Source organism: candidate division WOR-3 bacterium, assembly GCA_016867815.1.
In the GTDB taxonomy this organism is placed as follows: Bacteria; Hydrothermota; Tepidihabitantia; order Tepidihabitantales; family Tepidihabitantaceae; genus UBA2258.
Map to the genome: position 1 here is coordinate 1 of VGIR01000001.1, position 19,963 is coordinate 19,963.

General features: G+C 62.8%; 13 protein-coding genes. 9 read left to right on the forward strand and 4 right to left on the reverse strand.

Annotated features, from left to right (window positions below):
• Positions 1 to 93: 93 nt before the first annotated feature.
• A complete protein-coding gene (locus FJY68_00005) occupies positions 94 to 1,515 on the reverse strand; it encodes an exo-alpha-sialidase (GenBank protein MBM3330215.1) in 1,422 nt (473 codons plus the stop codon).
• Between the two features lie 114 nt (positions 1,516 to 1,629).
• Between FJY68_00005 and FJY68_00010 the strand changes: the two genes are divergently transcribed.
• From FJY68_00010 to FJY68_00020, 3 genes are all read left to right on the forward strand, one after another.
• Entirely contained in the window at positions 1,630 to 2,898 is a 1,269-nt protein-coding gene (locus tag FJY68_00010) for a HAMP domain-containing histidine kinase (protein ID MBM3330216.1), read from the forward strand.
• A 156-nt stretch (positions 2,899 to 3,054) separates the two neighbouring features.
• Positions 3,055 to 4,566, forward strand: coding sequence for a response regulator (locus FJY68_00015; protein MBM3330217.1), 1,512 nt, complete (start codon positions 3,055 to 3,057; stop codon positions 4,564 to 4,566).
• A 229-nt stretch (positions 4,567 to 4,795) separates the two neighbouring features.
• Positions 4,796 to 5,836, forward strand: a complete 1,041-nt coding sequence (locus tag FJY68_00020; GenBank protein ID MBM3330218.1) for a hypothetical protein — start codon at positions 4,796 to 4,798, stop codon at positions 5,834 to 5,836.
• 59 nt (positions 5,837 to 5,895) lie between these two features.
• Here FJY68_00020 and FJY68_00025 read toward each other — a convergent pair whose 3' ends face one another.
• The 3 genes from FJY68_00025 to asnS form a co-directional block, all read right to left on the reverse strand.
• Positions 5,896 to 9,258: a hypothetical protein gene (locus FJY68_00025; GenBank protein MBM3330219.1), complete on the reverse strand. Its 3,363-nt coding sequence runs from the start codon at positions 9,256 to 9,258 to the stop codon at positions 5,896 to 5,898.
• Positions 9,259 to 12,192: a hypothetical protein gene (locus FJY68_00030; protein MBM3330220.1), complete on the reverse strand. Its 2,934-nt coding sequence runs from the start codon at positions 12,190 to 12,192 to the stop codon at positions 9,259 to 9,261.
• Between the two features lie 174 nt (positions 12,193 to 12,366).
• Positions 12,367 to 13,656: an asparagine--tRNA ligase gene (asnS, locus tag FJY68_00035; GenBank protein ID MBM3330221.1), complete on the reverse strand. Its 1,290-nt coding sequence runs from the start codon at positions 13,654 to 13,656 to the stop codon at positions 12,367 to 12,369.
• A 133-nt stretch (positions 13,657 to 13,789) separates the two neighbouring features.
• Here asnS and FJY68_00040 point away from each other — a divergent pair, with 133 nt between their 5' ends.
• From FJY68_00040 to miaA, 6 genes are all read left to right on the forward strand, one after another.
• Positions 13,790 to 14,530 carry an ABC transporter permease gene (locus FJY68_00040; GenBank protein MBM3330222.1) on the forward strand — a complete coding sequence of 247 codons (741 nt, stop codon included), beginning with the start codon at positions 13,790 to 13,792 and terminating at the stop codon, positions 14,528 to 14,530.
• Positions 14,527 to 15,225, forward strand: a complete 699-nt coding sequence (locus FJY68_00045; GenBank protein MBM3330223.1) for an ATP-binding cassette domain-containing protein — start codon at positions 14,527 to 14,529, stop codon at positions 15,223 to 15,225. Before FJY68_00040 ends, FJY68_00045 begins: the two co-directional genes overlap by 4 nt.
• A complete protein-coding gene (locus FJY68_00050; protein MBM3330224.1) occupies positions 15,206 to 15,952 on the forward strand; it encodes an MCE family protein in 747 nt (248 codons plus the stop codon). Before FJY68_00045 ends, FJY68_00050 begins: the two co-directional genes overlap by 20 nt.
• 316 nt (positions 15,953 to 16,268) lie before the next feature.
• On the forward strand, positions 16,269 to 17,138 hold the full coding sequence (locus FJY68_00055; GenBank protein ID MBM3330225.1) for an MBL fold metallo-hydrolase: 870 nt from the start codon (positions 16,269 to 16,271) through the stop codon (positions 17,136 to 17,138).
• 30 nt (positions 17,139 to 17,168) lie between these two features.
• Positions 17,169 to 18,779, forward strand: a complete 1,611-nt coding sequence (mutL, locus tag FJY68_00060) for a DNA mismatch repair endonuclease MutL (GenBank protein ID MBM3330226.1) — start codon at positions 17,169 to 17,171, stop codon at positions 18,777 to 18,779.
• A gap of 104 nt (positions 18,780 to 18,883) precedes the next feature.
• Complete coding sequence (gene miaA / locus FJY68_00065) at positions 18,884 to 19,831, forward strand: tRNA (adenosine(37)-N6)-dimethylallyltransferase MiaA (GenBank protein MBM3330227.1); 948 nt, start codon at positions 18,884 to 18,886, stop codon at positions 19,829 to 19,831.
• The last annotated feature ends 132 nt before the right edge of the window (positions 19,832 to 19,963 follow it).

Here is a 19,963-nt window from a genome sequence, read left to right on the forward strand (position 1 = left end):
GGCCCGATCCTACCTACGCAGCCGGCAACGCCAGCCAGAAGTGGTCAGGAGTTACTTTGCGGAAGAGCACGTCCGATATGCGGCAACATGACCTCAAGCTGTCAAACATTTAGTGCTCTCCGTAGTACCTGCTTCGCGCTTGCCCATGTCCACGGTCTTCAGAATGCGTCCGGTGGCGTCGAGCACGGCGAGGGTGAGCCTGCGGGGCCTGAGTACGGCGAAGCTGACCGCTAGGGCAGAACCGTGCGCAATGGCGGGCAATTCGAGCGAGAGTTCCGGCAACCGTGTTACCTGCCACGGATTCTCTTGTAGACCGAGGTCGGTGAGGGCGGCCTCGGCGAAGAAGAGGTCGTTGTCGCCGCCGCGGCCGTCGGCCCAGATGGCGCGGGCATAGGTCGAGTCGGTGACGATGATGTGGTACTCGCCGAGGAACGAGACCGGACTGGTGAATGTGGTGTCTGTGATCCTAATGCTGGACCTGATGGTCGCGCCGTAGTCGTCGGAATACGTGTAGCGCATTGACCAGCGACTGGAAGATGAGGTCGGCCAGGATGGCGTATGGTACCACATGAAGTGCAGCCTGCCCGTGTAGTCGGCTGTGACCCAGCCCTTGCACTGGCCGCCCGCAGATGAGTCAGGCAGCCGAGTGGTGGCGCTCCAGGTCTGGCCGCTGTCGGTTGAGCGGGAGTAGACGATGTCCCAGTTACCGAGGCCGTCGTCAACCCAGGTGATGACCACATTGGAGTCGGTGGGTGCGGCAATGGAGGGTAGCGGGGCGCGGTCGCCATAGCCATCTGTGTACGAGCAGGTTGGGTCCACGGTCACCCACGGCGCCCAGGTTGTGCCCTGGTCGGTGGAACGCGTGCAGTAGACGCCGTCGCCGCCCCAGTAGCGGTTCATCAGGTAGATGATGCCGGAAGGGCTGAGACATATGCCGGTGATACCGGTCCGGGTAGAGTCGGCGACGGTGCGGTTCCAGGTGCGGCCCCGGTCGGTGGACTTGGCGAAGACAATACCTTGCTGGGGAGCGTCCCACTGCTGCCAGGCGATGTAGATGTTGTTGCCGCGGACGACGCCCCAGGGCTTGTCGACTGTTCCGCTCGGGAGGAACTCCGACACATCTGAAGTGTCCGACCAGGTGACGCCGTGGTCGGTCGAGAGGTAGTGATTCAGCACGGTCGTCGAGAACTGGCAGTAGAGGTGAACGTAGTGAGAGTCGTCGACCATGATTAGTGGGTCTGTGTGCCAGTCGATGCCGACGGATGTGTCCTTCCAGACACTCGAGGTCCAGGTTGTGCCGCCGTTGGTCGAACGGCCATAGGTGAGTCCGGCGTAGCGGGACCGTTCGGCCCAGTTGCAGACGCAGTAGACGTAGTCACCATCAGAGGCGATGCAGGACTCGCCTTCATTGATGGTATCGCCGACGTCGGCGGCACGGACGTTCGCACCCCACGGCTGGTCAGCAAACGCCGCGGTCACCAGCAGCAGGGGAACTAGCAGAGCGAAGTACTTCATCAGTCCTCCGGGTTGGTTTCTCGTATCTATGCTAGGCCAGCATGTGCCGGATGTCAAACCGGATAGCTTGACTTCGATACTGCGGTACTTACCATTACTCGAAACACAACGTTCTTGAACAAGTCTGGATTCAGATTCGGCGCCCGGCTGCTGCAGCTATACTTCACAATCGGGCTGCTGGCCTTGGCCGGTGTCTGGTTCTTCTACTCCCAGTATCTGCTTATCCGGCTGTCGCGGTCCTGGCAGGGGTATGTTTCGACCCTTTCGGCGCAGCTTGAGAGCGACACCCAGCTGCGATCGCGCATATATGCGAAGTTCATGTCCCGGGCGACCGAACCTTCCGAAGGCAGTTCACCGGAGCTCGACATTATCTTTGACGAGATCATCAGGAAGATCGACTTCCCGGTGATAATAACCGACGCCAAGGGAAAGCCAACTTCATGGCGCAACCTGCCGGTTGAGACCCCTGACTCGGCGCGACTCATCGGGCTAATGTACGTGCTGGACAGCGAGCACGAGCCGGTCCCGCTGGCAGTCGCCGAAGGCGACTCCCTGCGCAAGCTCGGTGAGATCCACTATGGGTTGTCGTCGTCGGCCGCGACGCTCCGCAAAGTGAACGCCAGCCTCGTGGGTTCGGTTCGCTCGCTGACCGTCTTCTCGGTGCTGCAGGTGCTGCTCCTGGTCGGATTCGTGATTGTCGGGATCTGGGGGATTCTCTCCTACAAACGTCGGGAGCAGGAGCACATCTGGACCGCCCTGGCCAAGGAGACCGCGCACCAGATGGCGACACCGCTCTCATCCTTCAGCGCCTGGCTGGATGTGCTTCGCCAGCGCGCACCGGACGTCACAGTGGAGATGGAGCAGGACCTGATAAGAATGAAGGAGGTCCTTGATCGTTTCAGCCGGATCGGCCTGCCGCCGGAACTCACCCCGCACCGGGTGGGCGAGGCGATCGAGCGATCGGTCGCATTCGTCCGGCGCAGAGCACCCAAGACCGTGGCATTCGTCGCCGAGGTCGTTGACGACGCGACGGTTCGCGTCGACGACGTTCTCTTCTCATGGATGCTGGAGAACCTGCTCAAGAACAGCGTTGACGCAATCGGCACGAAGCTGGGTGAAGTCAGGGTTCGCTGCGCGCTTTCCGCGGACCGGAGGTTTCTGGAAATCGAGGTTACCGATTCCGGCGAAGGGGTTAAGACCGAACGGCTCTTCGAGCCGGGCGTCACGACCAAGAAGTATGGCTGGGGCGTTGGCCTGACTCTGGCTAAGAGAATCGTCGAGAGCTATCACCAGGGAAAGCTGCTGCTGAAGGAATCCCAACCCGGGAGGACGGTCTTCTCAATATTCCTGCCGGTGAATCGCGGTGCGGAGAAGGAGTCCTAGCGCATCTCGCCGTCCTGGTCACAGAACCAACGCAGAGACTGAAGCCACGAAAGCACGAAAGGCACGAAGGATGTCTGAACGGAATACTTCGGATCGTCTCTTCCGGTTTCGTGTCTTCGTGGCCATCTGCCTGGGAGTCGATGAGAAAGGACAGTCGTGAAGATACTCTGGATTGACGACGAGATAGACATGTTCCGGCCATTCGTCTACGCGTTGAAGGACAAGGGCTATGAAGTCGAGACCGCGACCAACGGTCCGGACGGAATCGAGTTGGCCAAGGCTCGCGACTTCGACCTGGTACTGCTGGACGAGATGATGACCGGCATGGACGGGCTCGAGGTCTTACGTCGTCTGAAGCAGCTTGACCCGAGCCTGCTGGTGGCGATGGTCACCAAGTCCGACCAGGAGGCGCTGATAGACGAAGCGTTCGGCAAGCTGGTGGATGACTTCGTCATCAAGCCGTTCACACCGGTGCAGTTGCTTGCGGTCATCAAGCGCCTGCTCGAGAAGAAACAGCTGGTGTCGAACCGAATCGCGCAGGAGTACATGGCGGCCATGAACCAGCAGCACGACCTCGGCTCGTGGGACGGTTGGGTCAGCTACTACCGTCTGCTCGGAAACTGGCAGCGTCTCCTGGGGAGATACGCCGATACCGGCATGCGGGACGTAGAGATGGATCGCCGCCGCGACGCTGACGGAGAGTTCAACCGTTTCGTCGAGGGTGAGTACCAGGACTGGCTCGCGGGCCGGGGACCAGTCCTGTCGCACCAAGTTGTGGATCGGTTCGTCCGGCAGCATTGGACCAGCCCGAATACCTTTCTCATCGTTCTGGACTCAATGCGCGCCGACCAATGGGATGCCATCGTCCCGCTGCTTGCCGACTACTTTGACGTCAGCAGTGACTACTACTGCTCAATACTCCCGACCGCCACTCCGTACTCCCGGAACGCCATCTTCTCGGGCCTGCTGCCGCTCGAGATCCAGCGCCGCTACCCGAAGTACTGGGTTTCCGAGGAAACCGGGCAGAACCGGTTCGAATCAGAGCTGCTGGCTGAGCAGTTGCGCCGGATGAGGTTCGATGGCCGCCATGCCTACCTGAAGATCTCTCACGGCGACGAACTCGAAAATGCGCGAGCCGCGCTGCTCGACAAGAACGTCCGGTTTGCGGCCGTGGTGATCAACTTCCTCGACCTGCTCATCCATTCGATCAAGACCACGAGGCTGCTGGATGAGATCATCCCGGACGACGCCGCGCTCGTCGGTATGACCCGGGTCTGGTTCTCATCCTCACCGGTGTTTGAGTTCCTGAAGACCCTGGCGAGGCGTGACTGCACGGTCATAGTCACGAGCGACCACGGTTTCATCCGGGTCAAACGCCCCACGCTCATCTACGGTTCCCGCGAGATATCGGCCAACCTAAGGTACAAACACGGCGCGGCAATCCGGGTCGAGGGCCGAGATGCTATCCTGCTCAACAACCCCGAGACCTTCATGCTGCCGTCCGACCACCTCGGTACGAAGTTCGCCATCGCCAAGAACGACTACTACTTCATCTATCCGACCAAGCCGCGCGAGTACGAGAAGGCCTACAAATTCACCTTTCAACACGGCGGCGTTTCGCTGGAAGAGATGGTCGTGCCCATCGCAACCCTCAAACCGCGTCGATAGGTGAATGCTGGCGGCGCGGGGCACAGTCCGTGGTCTTCAGTCGGTGGTCGGCCGCTTTCAGGACTCGTGCACGCAGGCGGCAGCAGTGGCCTACAGGTGTCACTCGATTGCCGGTTGACAGGCTGGATCCTCGGCCTACGATGGTTTCGTCGGGAGGCATAACCCGCCGACCGACGACGAGAGTCGGTGTGTGTTGAGGCGGTTGAGCTGCTATATGGAGGCATGAGTCATGAACCGGATCTTCGCGGCGCGTAGTCACATGCGCCCATTGGTGTTGCTGTGCCTGGCCGGTTCGCTGGCGTGGGCAGCGTCGTCGGGACGCTTCGTCAAGCTGACGTTCAATCTCAACCCGGACCCGGACGGGATGTCGTTCAAGGACGGCGCGGAGACGTGGTATGAGTACCCCGTGCTGTGCCGGTGGTTGAGCGAATCCGAGCTGCGGGAGGGCAGGATTGAGCTGGGTACGCTCGTCGTCGCGAAGAAGCTGTACGTCGGGGGCGAGTTCAGTCTGCCGCCGATTGAGTTCGACCGGGCGCGACTGGACGCGTCGGCCTGGGAGGAGATGACCCCGCAGGACGCCGGGAGCGCGGAACCGGGCTGGGCGAACGACTCGCTTGAGGGCAAGCCGTACCTCGCGCGCTGGTACCGGTACAAGAAGCCGGTCGTTCTGGAGTGGGACCGGAAGCTGTACCTGACGGTGACCTCGGAGCCGCCGGGCGCGCGGGCGTATGTGGCTGGCAGGCTGGTAGGCGCGGTTCCGGCTACGGGATTGACGTTCTCCTACCCGCTTCGTTCTTCCGACTACAGGCGGGGCTACGTTCTGGGCGATTCGTTCACGCTCGTCCGCTACGGCTACCTGCCGAAGTCGTTTCAGTACCGTTTCGGACTTGACCCGGCGAAGGACCAGAGTCAGTCCGACATCCAGCGGTTCGACTCCTTCAGGCTGGAAAGGGACCTGTCCGTTGCGGCTCTGTCGCTGATGCCGCCGGCCTACGCGCAGCCGTCCGGTCCACGGTATGACGCGGACAAGGCGCGGAAGTATGACGGCGCGTTGGCCGAGTGCGAGCAGGCGCTGGTCGAGTGGGAGGCGGCGATGCGGGGCTGCAGCCAACTCGGGCTCGATTCGAAGGCGATAGACAAGTCGGCCGCGACCGCGCCGGGAACAACCCTCGGTTCGGAGGCGAAGGACGCGGCGGCGGCCCGTCTCAGAGCGGCGAGGATTGCGGTGGACCGGCTGATGGAACGGGTCCGGTCACTGGAAACGAAGTAGCCGGGCCGGCCGGGCAGTGTTGCGGCCGGGGAGACCCGGCCGCCTCTGTTTGCGCCGGGCTACTGTTTGGCGGGCTGGATAAGCGGCAGGGCGGTGAAGATGAGGAAGCTTGAGACCTTCCTGCCCGGCCATAGCCTGCTGCACGCCTTCTCGTAGTGCTTGAGCTGGCCGTCGTAGTACTTGCGGGCAAGTTCGGGGATGTCTTTCTTCCTGACGTCAAAGGTCTTGTAGTCGTAGAGCCGGACTTCGGTCTCGGTGACTATCACGCGGTCGATGCGGCCGGTGAAGGTCGTGCCGGCATCGGTGTACATGATGGGGAGTTCGGCGTGAGACGAGGGCTGGGGCCTGATGACCTCCCAGACAGCGACTTCAGATTGCAGATTCGAGATTGCAGATTGCAGATTGGTGAACAAGGAGAGGTCCAAGCCTGCGAGGCGCAGGAGTCGTTGGATCTCAGCGGTGAGCGGCTGGGGAGCGGTGGTCAGCGTCCCGTTCGATATCTCCTCGAGTAGTCTGTGAATGAGGTCGCCGAGGCCGACCGAGTCTTCTCCGAAGCGTTGGAAGTCGATGGCGAGGTTGCGGGTGACGGAGCGGACGGAAGGAAGGGGTCTAGGGTTCAAGGGGGCAAGGGTTCCAGGGGCGGAGGGACGGAGAGGACTGAGCTTGCGGCTTGCGGCTTGTGGCTTGGGGCCTTCCTTGACCACGGGTGCGGCGGGCTGCACTTCGGGGATGTCGTCGGGCGTGATGCACGCGACGCCCGGGAGTGAGGGTTCGAGCGCGAAGCCATGCTCCGTTTCGTGCAGGCCTAGGCTCTGGACCAGCCATTCGAGCCGGGTCTTCTTCTGCGCCCGCTCGTTCCACGTACCGGTCAGGAACAGGGCGTCGCGCGCGCGGGTGCAGGCGACGTAGAATACCCGCTTTTCCTCTTCGTACTCCTTGGCCACGAATTCCCGGTGCAGGGGATGCTCGCGCCGTATGGCCGCGTCGGGTATGTAGGAGACCTGCACTTCGTCCTGGCTGACTTCCTCGACTACCAGCTTGTCACCGGACGAGCCGGCCGAGCGGATGCCCGCGTCGAGCCCGGGCAGGAATACGACCGGGAACTGGAGGCCCTTGGCCGCGTGGACCGTGAGGACCTGCACGCCGGATACGTCGTCGGCGCGGACGTCGGCCTTGGCTTCGTCGGCTCCGGCCTGTTCTAGCGCGTTCAGGAGGCGGAGCGGGTGGTTGCCGTCCGCTTCCATATCCTCGATGATGGTGAGGAACTTGCGGACGTTCGCCTCGCGCTGGGGTTCCCAGAACCGGGCCCAGACCTTGCGTTCGTCGAGGGCGTGGGAGAGGATGCGCGCGAGCGGCTCTTTGTGGACGCGGGCGAGCCAGTTATCGAGCGCGGCGACCGGTGCGGCAAGGTCGGGCAGGGCCGAGGAGCGGATGCGGTCCCACAGGAACTGGCGAACGTCGAGCGCCGAACTCCGAACGTCGAACGCGGACCCGCAATTGGCGAAGAAGAGGTCGCGTTCGGGAACGTCGAAGAACGGGCCGCGCAGGGTTACGTAGAGCGAGACGTCGTCGGTCGGGTCGGCGAGGAAGCTGAGCAGGCTGCGCAGGTAGCGGACTTCGTCTTCTTCGTAGAACCCGGAGCCGCCGAGGACCAGGAACTGGATGCCGGCGTCGCGCAGGGTCTGCTCGATGGCCGGGAGCTGGTTGCGGGAGCGGATGAGGATGGCGATGTCCCTGAGCGCGCACGCGCGGCCGACCTCCACGTCGCCTTCCTTGTCGTAGACGGTCAGGGGTCGGGGGTCAGGGGGCAAGGGTTGGGGTGAGGAAACGATGGAGAGGATGCGCTTGGCGATGAGCGCGGCTTCGAGCTTGCGGCGTTCCGCGACGTTCTCGTCCGAGCGCGCGAGTATCAGCTCGACCCGGCCCGGGTTGTCGTTCTTCCGTTCGCGGGTGAACGGCGCGTAGCGGGTCTGCCACGGACAGGGACTAGGGGCTGGGGATTGGGGGCTAGGAGAGGAAGCAGAAGGATGAAGGATGAGGGATGAAGGATGGAGCCCAGATGTGGAAGGAGGAGCGGAGGGTGAAGGCGGAATCTCGGAGGTCGGACTCATGAGCCGGGAGAACAGGGCGTTGTTGAAGTCGATGATGGACTGGAGGCTGCGGAAGTTCCTCGTCAGGGTCTCGCGCTCCAACTGGTCCTTGCCTACCCACAGTTCGATCTTGTCCGCGGCGGTGGCGAAGACTTCGACTTGGGCGTCGCGGAACATGTATATCGACTGTTTTTCGTCGCCGACGATGAAGATGGTCGGCTTGATGCTGCGGTCCGTCTTGGCGCCTTCACCCGAGCGCCATTCCTCGGTCAGCTTGTCGATGATGCCCCACTGGAGGAAGCTGGTGTCCTGAAACTCGTCGACGAGGATGTGGTCGGTGTGCTCGTCGAACGCGTGGAGGATGTTCTGCCATTCCTCTTCGTTGCGCAGGACCTGCCATGCGAGGTACTCCATGTCGTCGTAGTCCACGAAGGCGGCGGCGCGCTTGGCCTGCGTGTAATGGGCGAGGAACCGCTGTTGGAACATCGCGAGGGCGCGGCCGAACTCGGCCTCCCACACCGCGGTGGCGACGAGGTCGCGGTATGCGCACATCTCCTGGTTCCACGCCTGCTCTTTCTCGTCGCAGCCGCGGATGCGCGGGGTGCCGGAGCCGGTGCGATAGACGTCGGCGTGCTCTTCGAGGAGTCGGAATACCTCGTCGAGCCCTGACCCTTCGAGCGAACGCGGGAACAGGCGCGAGTAGCCGTCGATCCTGGCCCGGCCGATCGGGTTGGCGCGGAGGCGCGACGCGGCTTCGGCGATGCCGGCTTCCGCTCCGACCATCCGTCCGCGCTGGACCGCGACCCGCTTGGCGAACAGGCTGTCCAGCAGCTCTGACAGCTTGCCCCAGCCCTGCATCTGGTTGCGGGTGACCAAGTCCACCAATTCCGCGTAGTCCTTCGAGCTGCGCTCGTCCTCAGCGACCCTCATCAGCACGTCGTACTTGGCGCTCTCCCACGCGGTCATGGTGTCGGACAGGACGTCCACGCGCGGGTCGAGGTCGAGTAGGGGCGCGAAGCGCCTGACCAGCGAGAGGCAGAATGAGTGGATGGTCGAGATGCGCAGTTTGAGCACGTCGTCGCGCAGGACCTTGTGCAGGGCCGGGTCTTCCTTTTCGAGACGGCCGAATATGCGCTCTTTCATCTCGGCGGCGGCCTTCTCGGTGAATGTCAAAGTGAGTATCCGCTCGGGCGCGACGCCGGACATGAGCAGGTCGATGTAGCGCTGGCTCAGCGCGTGGGTCTTGCCGGAGCCGGCCGGGGCGAAGACGACCCTGTGCTTCAAGGGAGTGTCGAAGCCCGAATTCCTAATGACGGATGGGGAGCCAGGCACCTAGGATTCCCTGGTTTCGCGGAGGCCGCAGGTGTGGCCGAGGCCGCAGTACTCGCAGGCGTTGTCGTCGTCGGGTAGGGCCGGGAACCGGCCCGAGCGTATCTTGCCGACCACTCCGACCGCGTTGGCGACCGCGGCCTCGATGAGCTGCCTGACGTCGTACTTCTTGCCCGCGAACCAGTAAACGCCCGGGTCGCGCAGCCCATAGATGCCGAAGTTGTCCGCCTGCGCCTGCTTGTTGCCGTGCTCGTACATCCACGCGTAGAGCGGGAGCTGGAGGTGGTTGCCTTCGAGCACCGCCTTGCCGCCGTAGATGCGCGGGGCGCCGGTCTTGTAGTCAAGGACGCGGAACAGCTTGCCCGCGGTGTCCACGCGGTCGGCACGGCCCTTCAGATTGACATCCTTGCCCAGCCTGCCCTTGAGCTTGAGCTCGGCCCGGCCCGGCATGAACCCGCCTTCACGCAACTCTTCCTCGGTGCGGACGATCTCGGGCAGCAGCCCGGCAAAGACGCGGCGGGCAACCTCGGTCCAGAATGGGGGCAGGTCCACTTCTTTGAGCGTGGCGTCGAGCGCCTTGCGCGCGGCTGGCTCCAGCTTGTTGACGGCCACTGGCCCGTCCGCGTACAGCTTCTCCATCACGAGGTGGATGACGAGACCCCACTGGCGCGCGTCGATGTCGTAGCGCGGTTCCGTGGGCGTCTCGATGCCGAGCACGTGGTCGATGTAGAACTCGTACGGGCAGCGCTGGTAGTTCTCCAGCCGCGTGACCGATACCGGCCGCGCCGGGCCGAAGCTCTTCGCCAGTTCGGCCAGTACCTCCTTGTCGTCTTTGAAGTCCACCTCATGCGCGGCCTCGGCGAACGGCTTGCCTGCCGCCCTGCCCTGCGCTACCTGTGCTTCGGCGTCTGAGAAGAAGGCGTCCGGCCGTTTCACCTTCTCGGGCTTGAAGGCGAGGAACGGCGAGGGGAGGACCGGCTGGCCGTCCCGCGAGGAGTGGAAACTCAGGACCGGCGGCGTGGGCGAGGACTCGAGGGTGCGGCGGAAGTGGAACCGCTCGTGGTCGCGGTGCCAGTCCACGTCGGGCATCCCTAGCGCCTTACGCACGCGGTCGGGCAGAATCGGGTCGGGTGAGTACGGCGAGGGCAGGTTTTTCTCGGTCAGGCCGCAGAAGAAGAGCTTCGGTGGGTGGATGCCCAGCGTTTCGGTCATGTCCACGACCGTGACGCCGGACGGGTCGTGGTTTGTGGTCCGCATCGAGTTTTCGACGAGGTAGGTCAGGGTCTTGATGAGCCGGGAGCGCGGCTCCTCGCGGCCGCCGAACTGGGTCCCGAAGTCGGCCAGCGTATCGAGGACGTCGTACAGCGACTTGCGGTCAGCGAGCAGGTCGGCTTCGGTTCCAACGGCCGGGTCTACATTGCTCAGGAAGCCGGCGCGGCCGAGCAACTGCTTCAGGTTGTGCGCGAACGCGCCGGGCGTGTCCTTGGCCTTGATAGTCTCGTCCAGCAGGCTAAGCGCGTGCCGGACCCGGGACTGGATGTCGAGCAGGAACTTCCGTTCCTCAGCGTCGAGTTCGTACTCCTCGGTTGCCTGCACGCCGTCGGCGATACGCCACCAGTCGCGGCGACCCTTGATGATGCGGCCTTTGCGCGAGTAGTGGTTGAGCGCGGCGGCGCAGCGGTCGCGGGCCGCCGAGTCTTTGTCCGCTTCGAGCGCGAGCAGGCCGGGCAGGTACGGCGAACCGAATGCGGCGGCGGTGGCGATGCGCTCATATCCGGTGTCGTGGGCGCGGAGCAACTCGAGCACCGCTACTACCGGCGGCGAAATGGCGAGGCTGTTCTCCGGGTATACGGTCACGTCTACTCCGTATGCCTCGAACACGCGCTTGATGAGCGGGGCGAAGTCAGCCAGCCTGGGAACCGCGACGAACGTCTCTCGCGCGCCGTCGCCTTGGGTGATGATGGCGCGGCAGACGGCTTTGACTTCTTCCTCGATATCCGGGTACTCGTGGAACGATGGCAATACCGGCGCCGGTTCGGGCAGGTGCTCGATCTCGAACCGGCCGCAGGACAAGATGAACTCCGCGAACTTGCCTGGCAGCGCGTAGTCGGGGTCTTTCGGGTCGCCCGCGTGGCCGAGCACGAGGCACGACTCCGACTTCTCGATGAGCGCCCGGAGGAGGTCGGATTCGAGCCGGTTGGGTGCGACGAAGCTGTCGAGCACCAGTACGCCCGGCAGGTCGGCCCTGGCCACGAGCCGCGCTGCCTCGGCCATGATTCCCTCGTCGTCGATCCAGTCGAGCCGGGCCAGCTCGGACTCGTAGCGGTCCAGGCAGTCGAGGCACTCGAGCAGGCGAGCCAGTGGTTTTGGAAAGCCCTCGAGCAGTCGCTCCACTCGCTGGCGCAGGGTTGCGCGCTCCGTGGCTGGGACGTAGCGCCGGACCTCGGTGATGAACCCGGCGACGGCGCGGGAGTAGCCGATGGAGGGCAAGGGATGAGGGACTTGGGAGGAAGGAGCAAAGGCGCGCTTCCCGCCCGCGGCTTGAGGATTGGGGCTAGCGGTTTCCGCAGCCAGTAGTTGCTGGACAAAGAGGGGCTTGATTTCGGGCAGAAGGCGCCGGGCTGTGCCAAGGCGGTCGTGGATGTCGCGCGCGAGCTGGGTCAGGCTCGCGAAGCGCGGTGGGACTACCGCGTCCTTGCTGAGGCGGCCGAGCAGTTCGGCCTCGGCCAGTCGGAGCCGGCGCGGGTTGGGGCAGAGGTAGAGGATCTCGGCGGGCACGACGCCGGTCCCGAGGGCTGCATCGAGCAACCGCTCGCCGACGTCGTGCACACCGAACGGCGCGAGAAAGAGCTTTCTCACCTGTGGCCAGGCCGGATCGAAGCCGGCCGGTTCGGGATCAGGACTTGGGTTTGGCTTTGGCCGCCAGCTTGCGCGCATCCTTGCGGCGCCTGGCTTTGACTATCCGGCGATGGCGCATGCGGCGGACCTTGATTTTGCTTCTTGGCATGTTTCTCCTTGTTGCTTCCTTGACCTTCGAAGGCCTATCTAATCAGCATCTCTCTGTGCTCCGGGCCGGACAGGAGCGCCGGAAGAGGTCTACGCCCGACTTGGTTACGGGTACACCTTCTCCAGCATCCGCGGAAACGGTATCGTTTCGCGGATGTGCTTGAGACCGCAAATCCAGGACACAGTGCGTTCCAGCCCGAGCCCGAATCCTGAATGAGGGAAGGAACCGTAACGGCGTACGTCCAGGTACCAACCGTAGGCCTGGAGGGGAAGTCGGTTCTCTTCGATACGCTTCTCCATCTCCTTGAGGTCGTCCTCCCGCTCGGATCCGCCGACAATCTCACCGTAGCCTTCCGAGGCAATCATGTCAAAGCACTGGGCCAGCGACGGGTCTGCAGAGTCCCGTTTCATGTAGAAGGCCTTGATTGCCGCCGGATAGTGGTGGATCATCACCGGCCGGTCGAACGACTCGCCCAGCAGGGTTTCCTCGTCGCCGCCGAAGTCGTCGCCGAGCTTGACTTCCTTCCCCTTGGACTGGAGCAGTTCAATCGCCTCCTTGTAGGAGATGCGGTGGAATGGCACCTTGACCGCCTCCAGCTTAGTAAGGTCACGTTCGAGTACGGCCAGTTCGGGCTGGCGCTTTGCGAGCACGCGCTGTACCGTGTAGGCGACCAGCTCTTCGGCCAATGTCATGTCGCCGGCGAGGTCGAGGAATGCGACCTCGGGCTCGAGCATCCAAAACTCCATCAGGTGGCGGCGGGTCTTCGACTTCTCGGCGCGGAAGGTCGGGCCGAAGCAGTATGTCTTGCGCACCGAAGCGGCAATCGCCTCGTTGTAGAGCTGGCCGGTCTGCGCCAGGTAGACCTGCTCGCCGTAGTAGTCCACCGGAAAGAGCGTGGTGGTGCCTTCGCCAGCGGCCGGGGTCAGGATGGGCGTATCTCCGAGTATGAACCCGTTCTCGTCGAGGTAGTCGCGCATCGCCTTGACGATTTCGGAGCGGATGCGGAGAACGGCGTTCTGCCGGGCCGAGCGCAGCCAAAGGTGACGATGTTCCATCAGGAACTCGATCCCGTGTTCCTTGGGCGTGATCGGGTACGGTTCGGCAATCTGGATGAGTTTCAAGTTCGTGGCGGTCAGCTCGTACCCGCCAGGAGCACGTTTCTCCTCGCGCACCGTGCCTGAGATCGCAACTGATGATTCCTGCGTAACCGAGTCGGCCAGTTCGAAGGCCGCCTCCGGCACCTGGTTCTTGAGGAATACGCACTGGATGATGCCGGTTCCGTCGCGCAGAATCACGAACCTGACCTTGCCCGAAGACCGCTTGTTGTAGACCCAGCCGGTGAGAGTCACTTCCTGGCCGGTTGAGGTGCCGATTCGCTCTATCACTGTATCCACAGACGGATTCTAGGGCGCGAGTCAGTCAAGTCAAGCGCCGAGGGCGGCAAGCCGCGGCCGTCGGCATCGCCGCCGGTAGGACATCGCCGCCGGTAGGATTGACTTGGCCGCGCCTCGAGCTAGCATACCGCTGGTGAGCCCTTTGCTTGCGCCAGTCGACTATCTTGCATTCCTGGCAAGGTGTTTGGTGGGTTCGTGGGATCTGCGGCGTACCTGGCCTCGGTTCATCGCTCAGCTGTCGATGCACGGTGTCGGAGCGCTGCCGGTCGTCATAGTCACTTCCATCTTCATTGGTCTGACAACCGCGGTCCAGACCACCTATCAGCTGATGGGCGTGGTGCCCAAGTACTTCGTCGGTATGGGTGTGGGCCGACTGGTGCTGATCGAGCTGGCCCCGGTCCTGACCGGGTTCATAGTCGCCGGTCGCTCGGCCTCGGCCATCGCCGCGGAGCTGGGTGCAATGCGCGTATCCGAGCAGATTGATGCGCTCGACGTCATGGGAGTGGATCCGTACCGCTACCTGTGCCTGCCGAGGATCCTCGCGACGACTATCGGCCTGCCCGTGTTGGTGGTCGTGACCGAAGTCGTGGCTGTGTTCACCGCCCTCTACATCTCGTCGAGCATGCTCAACGTGCCGGCTGCTTCATTCACGTACGGCGTCACGCACTTCTTCATGCTGCGTGACTTCACCGGCGGTATCGTGAAGGCCGTCCTGTTCGGCCTCCTCATCGGTAACAGCGGCTGCTACTACGGGTTCGGCGTTCACGGCGGGGCCGAGGCAGTGGGACAGGCAACGACCCGCGCGGTCGTTCTGTCCGCAGTGCTGATTCTACTGGTTGACTTCGTCATTGCGTTCTTCTTCTTCAGAATATGATCCGAGTCGAGGCGGTCAGCAAGCGTTTCAGGGAGAGAGTCGTGCTCGATCATGTGAGCCTCGACGTCTCGGACGGTGCCACGACCGTGATTCTCGGTCCGTCAGGTATCGGCAAGACCGTGCTGTTGAAGATAATGGCCGGCTTGGTGAGGCCGGATGAGGGGCGCGTCTTCCACGACGGCCGCCGTGTTCACTTCGGGCGGTTCGCGGACAAGCAGGAACCGAGCGGCGGGCTAGGGTACGTGTTCCAGGGCGGGGCGCTGTTTGATTCACTGACCGTGGCCGAGAACGTGGCCCTGGTTCTTGAGGAGACTACTCGACTGGCCCAGACGGAAATCTGTGAACGGACCGATGCGGCTTTGCGGCGTGTGGGCATGGTCGAACACTCAGGTCTCTATCCGCGAGCCCTCTCCGGTGGAATGACGCGGCTCGTGGCCATCGCGCGCGCGCTGGTCGGGGATCCGCGCTGCGTCTTCTTCGATGAGCCCACTACCGGACTGGATCCGGCAGTACGTGAGCGGGTCTACCAGATGATGACCGAGCTTCGCGAGCGCAGCGACCGCTCTCTGGTAGTGGTTACGCATGACCTTGAAGCCGCAGGCCTGCTTGCCGACTGCACGTACATGCTCCGCGCCGGCAAGCTGGTTCGGGCAGACAGCGTGAGAAAGGAACATTATGAGCAGGCGCATTCGTGACGTGGTTGTGGCGTCATTCGTTCTAGGCGGCATCGGGCTCGCGGTCTTCTCCTACTTCTGGTTCTCCGGCCGACTCACCGGACGCGGCCGCAACATCTATACCGTCAAGTTTCGTGACATTGCCGGGCTTAGGATCGGAGACCCGGTGCAGGTTCTCGGCATCGAGAAGGGAAGAGTGACCAAGATCTACCTCGCCAGTAACCACGTTGAAGTCCAGGTCCTTCTGGACCGTGACTACCAGCCTGCGCTGGATACGCGGTTCGCGATCCGTTCGGTCAGCTACCTCGGTGGGGACCGCTACCTTATGGTCACGCCGGGTGACTCGGGTGCGGCCGCACCGAACCACGTGTTCCGGGGAGTGAATGAATCGCTCGAACTGGAGACGACATTCCTCAAACTCGACCGACTTCTGGCCGAGCTCAACCCGACCGAACTGAGCCGCGCCCTGAGCAAATCGGCCAGCGACCTTGTCGGCACCATCCGTACCGAACTCGCAACTGTCACAGGTGACTTCACAAACACGGCGGGCAATCTGAGTCGGCTCGCGGCCCGGCTCGACACTTTCGTTCAGCTGGTCGACGCAAGTTCGACCGCAGGCAAGCTCGTGCGCTCCGACTCGCTATACGAAGAAGTCCGCCAGACCAACATCGAGCTGCATGACCTGATTGCTGACATAAGGGCCCATCCCGACAAGTACGTGAAGGTGAAGTTCAGCCTGTTCAAGTAGGTCAGAGAATCTCCTGAGGCACTTCTGCGCGGGCAGCCGCTGGCGGCGTGTTGTCAACGTGAGCCAGCTGAGTTCGACCGGCACAGCCAATTCAGACTACGCAAGGGCAACCCGGCCCGCGATTGAACCCTTCCTGGCAGCCATTACGGTGTCCGGCGAGGCAGCTGCAGGGAGGTCACCAGAGAAGCTGCGACAGCCAGGCACTCCCCACGCAACCCGCGAATGAAGCGACACCGGCGCGACGGGCGTGCCTCGGTTGACTCTTGTCAAGCGTGTGCTATCTTCTGTCGCCGTGGACAACATATCCGGCGACCGGATGGTCATACTTGGCTCGGGCGGAGCCAGGATTGTTGTCGCCAAGCAGTTGCGGGCCTCGGGTGGCATCTGGTTCTCGCTTGGGGGAACGCGTTTCCTTTTGGATCCGGGGCCGGGTTCGCTGGTGCGGATGACCGGCTCTCGCCACCACCTCAACCCGACGGAGCTGTCGGGCATACTCCTTTCTCATCGCCATCTCGATCACTCCGGAGACGTGAACAACATGATCGAGGCAATGACGATGGGCGGGACCGAGCCGCGCGGAGCCTTGTTCGCGCCTTCGGATGCGCTTGTTGGTGACGATCCGGTCGTGCTCAAGTACGTGCGGCCGTTCCTCGAGAGGACGGTCACAATCGAGGAGGGCGGTTCGTACGAACTGGGCAGTGTCAGGTTCATCTGTCCGGTTAGGCATCAGCACCGGGGCGAAGTGTACGGGTTCAGGTTCAGCGTCGACCGAGCTCAGAAGTCAGAAGTCAGAGTGCAGAATGCAGAAGTGAGGACGAGCGGTCAGCCACTTGATCCCTCGATCTCTCGATCCCTTGATCCCTTCCTCACCATTTCGTACATCGCGGATACGAGGTACTTTCCCGAGCTCGCCGAGCACTACAGGGCCGACGTTTTGATCATGAACGTGGTGCGGCCTCAGCCGTCGGGTCTCGACCACCTGCACGCACCTGACGCAGAGGAACTGGTCAAGGCAATACGACCGAAACTGGCCCTGCTCACTCACTTCGGGATGCGGATGCTGGCTGCCAAACCGTGGGTCGTCGCGCGGGAGATGAGTGAGAGGACCGGGTGCAAGGTGGTGGCGGCGGCGGACGGAATGCTGATAGACCTTGAGCCGCTCAAGGCTACAATTCCCAACTCCTAATTGACAATGCCTAAATCGGGGGCGGCGTAGGTGAGTGAGCGCAGGCGGGTTAAGCTGCTGCCCGAGGAAACGGTGAGGCGGATTGCGGCGGGAGAGGTGATTGTCCGGCCGGCCAATGCCATCAAGGAACTGATTGAGAATTCGCTGGATGCAGGATCAACCGAAATCCGGATTGAGGTGAAGCAGGGCGGAAAGAACCTGATCAAGGTCAGTGACAACGGCTGCGGGATGACGCGCGATGACGTCAGGCTGGCAGTCGCGCGGCATGCCACCAGCAAGCTGAACACTGCCGAGGACCTGACGCGGATTACCACCTACGGTTTCCGCGGCGAGGCGCTGGCTTCCATCGGTGCGGTCACGCGACTGACCATCGAGACGAACGCGGACGAGGCCGGTCCGGGAACGCAGGTCGAGGTCGAGGGCGGGGAGACAAAGGGCATCAACGAGATTGCCCGGCCGCGCGGCACTACCATCACTTCCCGGATGCTCTTCTTCAACCTGCCGGTGCGCCGGGCGTTCATGAAGTCGGACAACTATGAGTCTCGGTTGGTCGTGGAGGCGGTGCGCAACTACGCGATTGCCTTTCCCACGGTCGGGTTCACGCTGATATCAAACGACCGCGAGGTGATGCGCCTCGGCCTGGCCGCGAGCGTGAAGGATCGCATCAAGGCGCTGTTCGAGAAGCGGGTGGTCGAGCGCCTGGTCGAGATGAAGATCGATAACCCGCTGCTCTCGCTCACCGGGTTCCTCGCCGAGCCGACCCGGTCGCGCAGCTTCTACGAGGTGCAGGCGATATTCATGAACAAGCGCCCGGTGCGGAATCCGACCGTTGTGCGCGCGGTGTACGAAGGCTACGGTCCGGTGCTTACCGGCAACAACCCGGACTTCGTGCTCTTCATTGAGACCGACCCATCGAGGCTCGACGTGAATCTGCACCCGACCAAGCAGGAGATCAGGTTCGCGGACGAACGATTCCTGTTCGATTTCGTATCCGAGGCGGTCAGGCAGGGACTCGGAATCCAGCGTGGCAAGGAGACCGCGGATGCCGACTTCCTCTACCAGCGAGGATTCGTGCCCGAGGACGCGGCGCCCCAGGAGTTCTGGCAACTGCACAACACCTACATCCTCGCGCAGGTGACCTCCGGGTACGTGATAGTGGACCAGCATGCTGCCCACGAGCGGATCTTGTTCGAAGAGGTGATGAAGGGCCGGGAAGACGTCGCGCCGCAAGGGCTCCTGTTCCCGATCACCCTCGAACTCACGGCAGAGGAGTTCGAAGCCTACGAGCGGGCAAAGGACCGGCTGGCGAAGATGGGCGTCGAGGTCGCACCCTACAGCGGCCGCACCGTGGCTGTTGAGACGGTTCCGGCCGGGTCATTCATGGGCAGGGAGGAGGTGCAGGAGCTGTTCGCCAACCTCGCCAAGGTGAAACCGGGCGATGCCGGATTCGGAACCGAGCTGGCCAAGGTCATTGCCTGCAAGGGCGCGGTGAAGGCTGGCCAGCGGCTGACCACCCCGGAGATGGAGTCAATCATCAACCGGCTCTTCGCCTGCAAAGAGCCGTACTTCTGTCCGCACGGCCGGCCGGCGATTATCAAGATCACGGTTGGAGAGCTGGAACGCAGGTTCGGCAGAACCTAGGCAGCGAATTCCCAATTGCCAGTTCCTAATGGTCCGGCCTTCGCATTTGATTCGTCACTAAGGCTTCGTCATTCGTCACTGACCAGCGATAGATACAGGACAACATGACCAGCGCAGACAGGCTTGACGGCAGGACCCAGCTCAAGGTTCTTGTGCTATGTGGTCCTACCGGCGTCGGCAAGACCGAGGTCGCGGTTGAGTTGGCGCGGAAGTACAAGCTCGAGATCATCTCGGCTGATTCGCGTCAAGTCTACTCCTGGCTCGACATCGGCACAGCCAAGCCGAGTCCTGAACTGCGCCGAGAAGTCGGCATTCATATGGTCGATATGGTCGAGCCGAACCGAGTCTACTCGGCCGCTGATTTCGCTCGCGATGCCCTGGTAGTGATGAGACATCTGCGGCGGGACGGGAAGCGGTTCACTGTCGTTGGAGGCGCCGGCATGTATCTGAAGGCGCTGTTCGAGCCTTTCTTCGAGGCACCGAAGCCCGACCCGGTGCTGCGGCAGCGGCTGGAGGCCGAATCGTCATTCCTGCTACACGACCGTCTGAAGCAGATCGACCCGGAGCGGGCGGCCAAGCTGCATCCGAACGATCGGCAGCGCGTAATCAGGGCGCTGGAGGTATACGAGTCCACCAACAAGACCATGACCGAACTCAGCAGGGCGACAAGACCCAAAACTGAGTTCGAGCCGGTCTACGTTGTTCTGACCATGGAGCGTGAAACGCTGCGCCAGCGGCTGGACGAGCGGTTCGATACGATGATGCGCACGGGCTTGCTGGATGAGGTCCGCCGTTTGCGCGAGTCGGGCTTCGGCCGGGATACCTACGTGGCCAATGCCTACGGCTACGCTGAGTTGTTGCGGCACTTGGAGGGAGAGCTGGTCTTGGAGCGGGCGGTGGCCGAAGCCAAGGCCAAGACCCGGGCCTATGCCAAGCGTCAGATGACATGGTTCCGTTCGCTCAAGGACGCGTGTTGGTTCGAGTGCAAGGATACCGCCGATGCTGTGCGTCTGGTAGGGCCGTTGCTGCAGCAGGTGCTCGCGGAGCACTAGGCAAGCTCCAAGTCCAAAGCTCGAATGAGGATCGAAACACGAATGATCAGAACACGAACGGCCGCGCACCATCGCGTGGCTGCGAGTCGTTCATTCGGGTTTCGCAGCGGAATCGGACTGCGGGATTCGTGC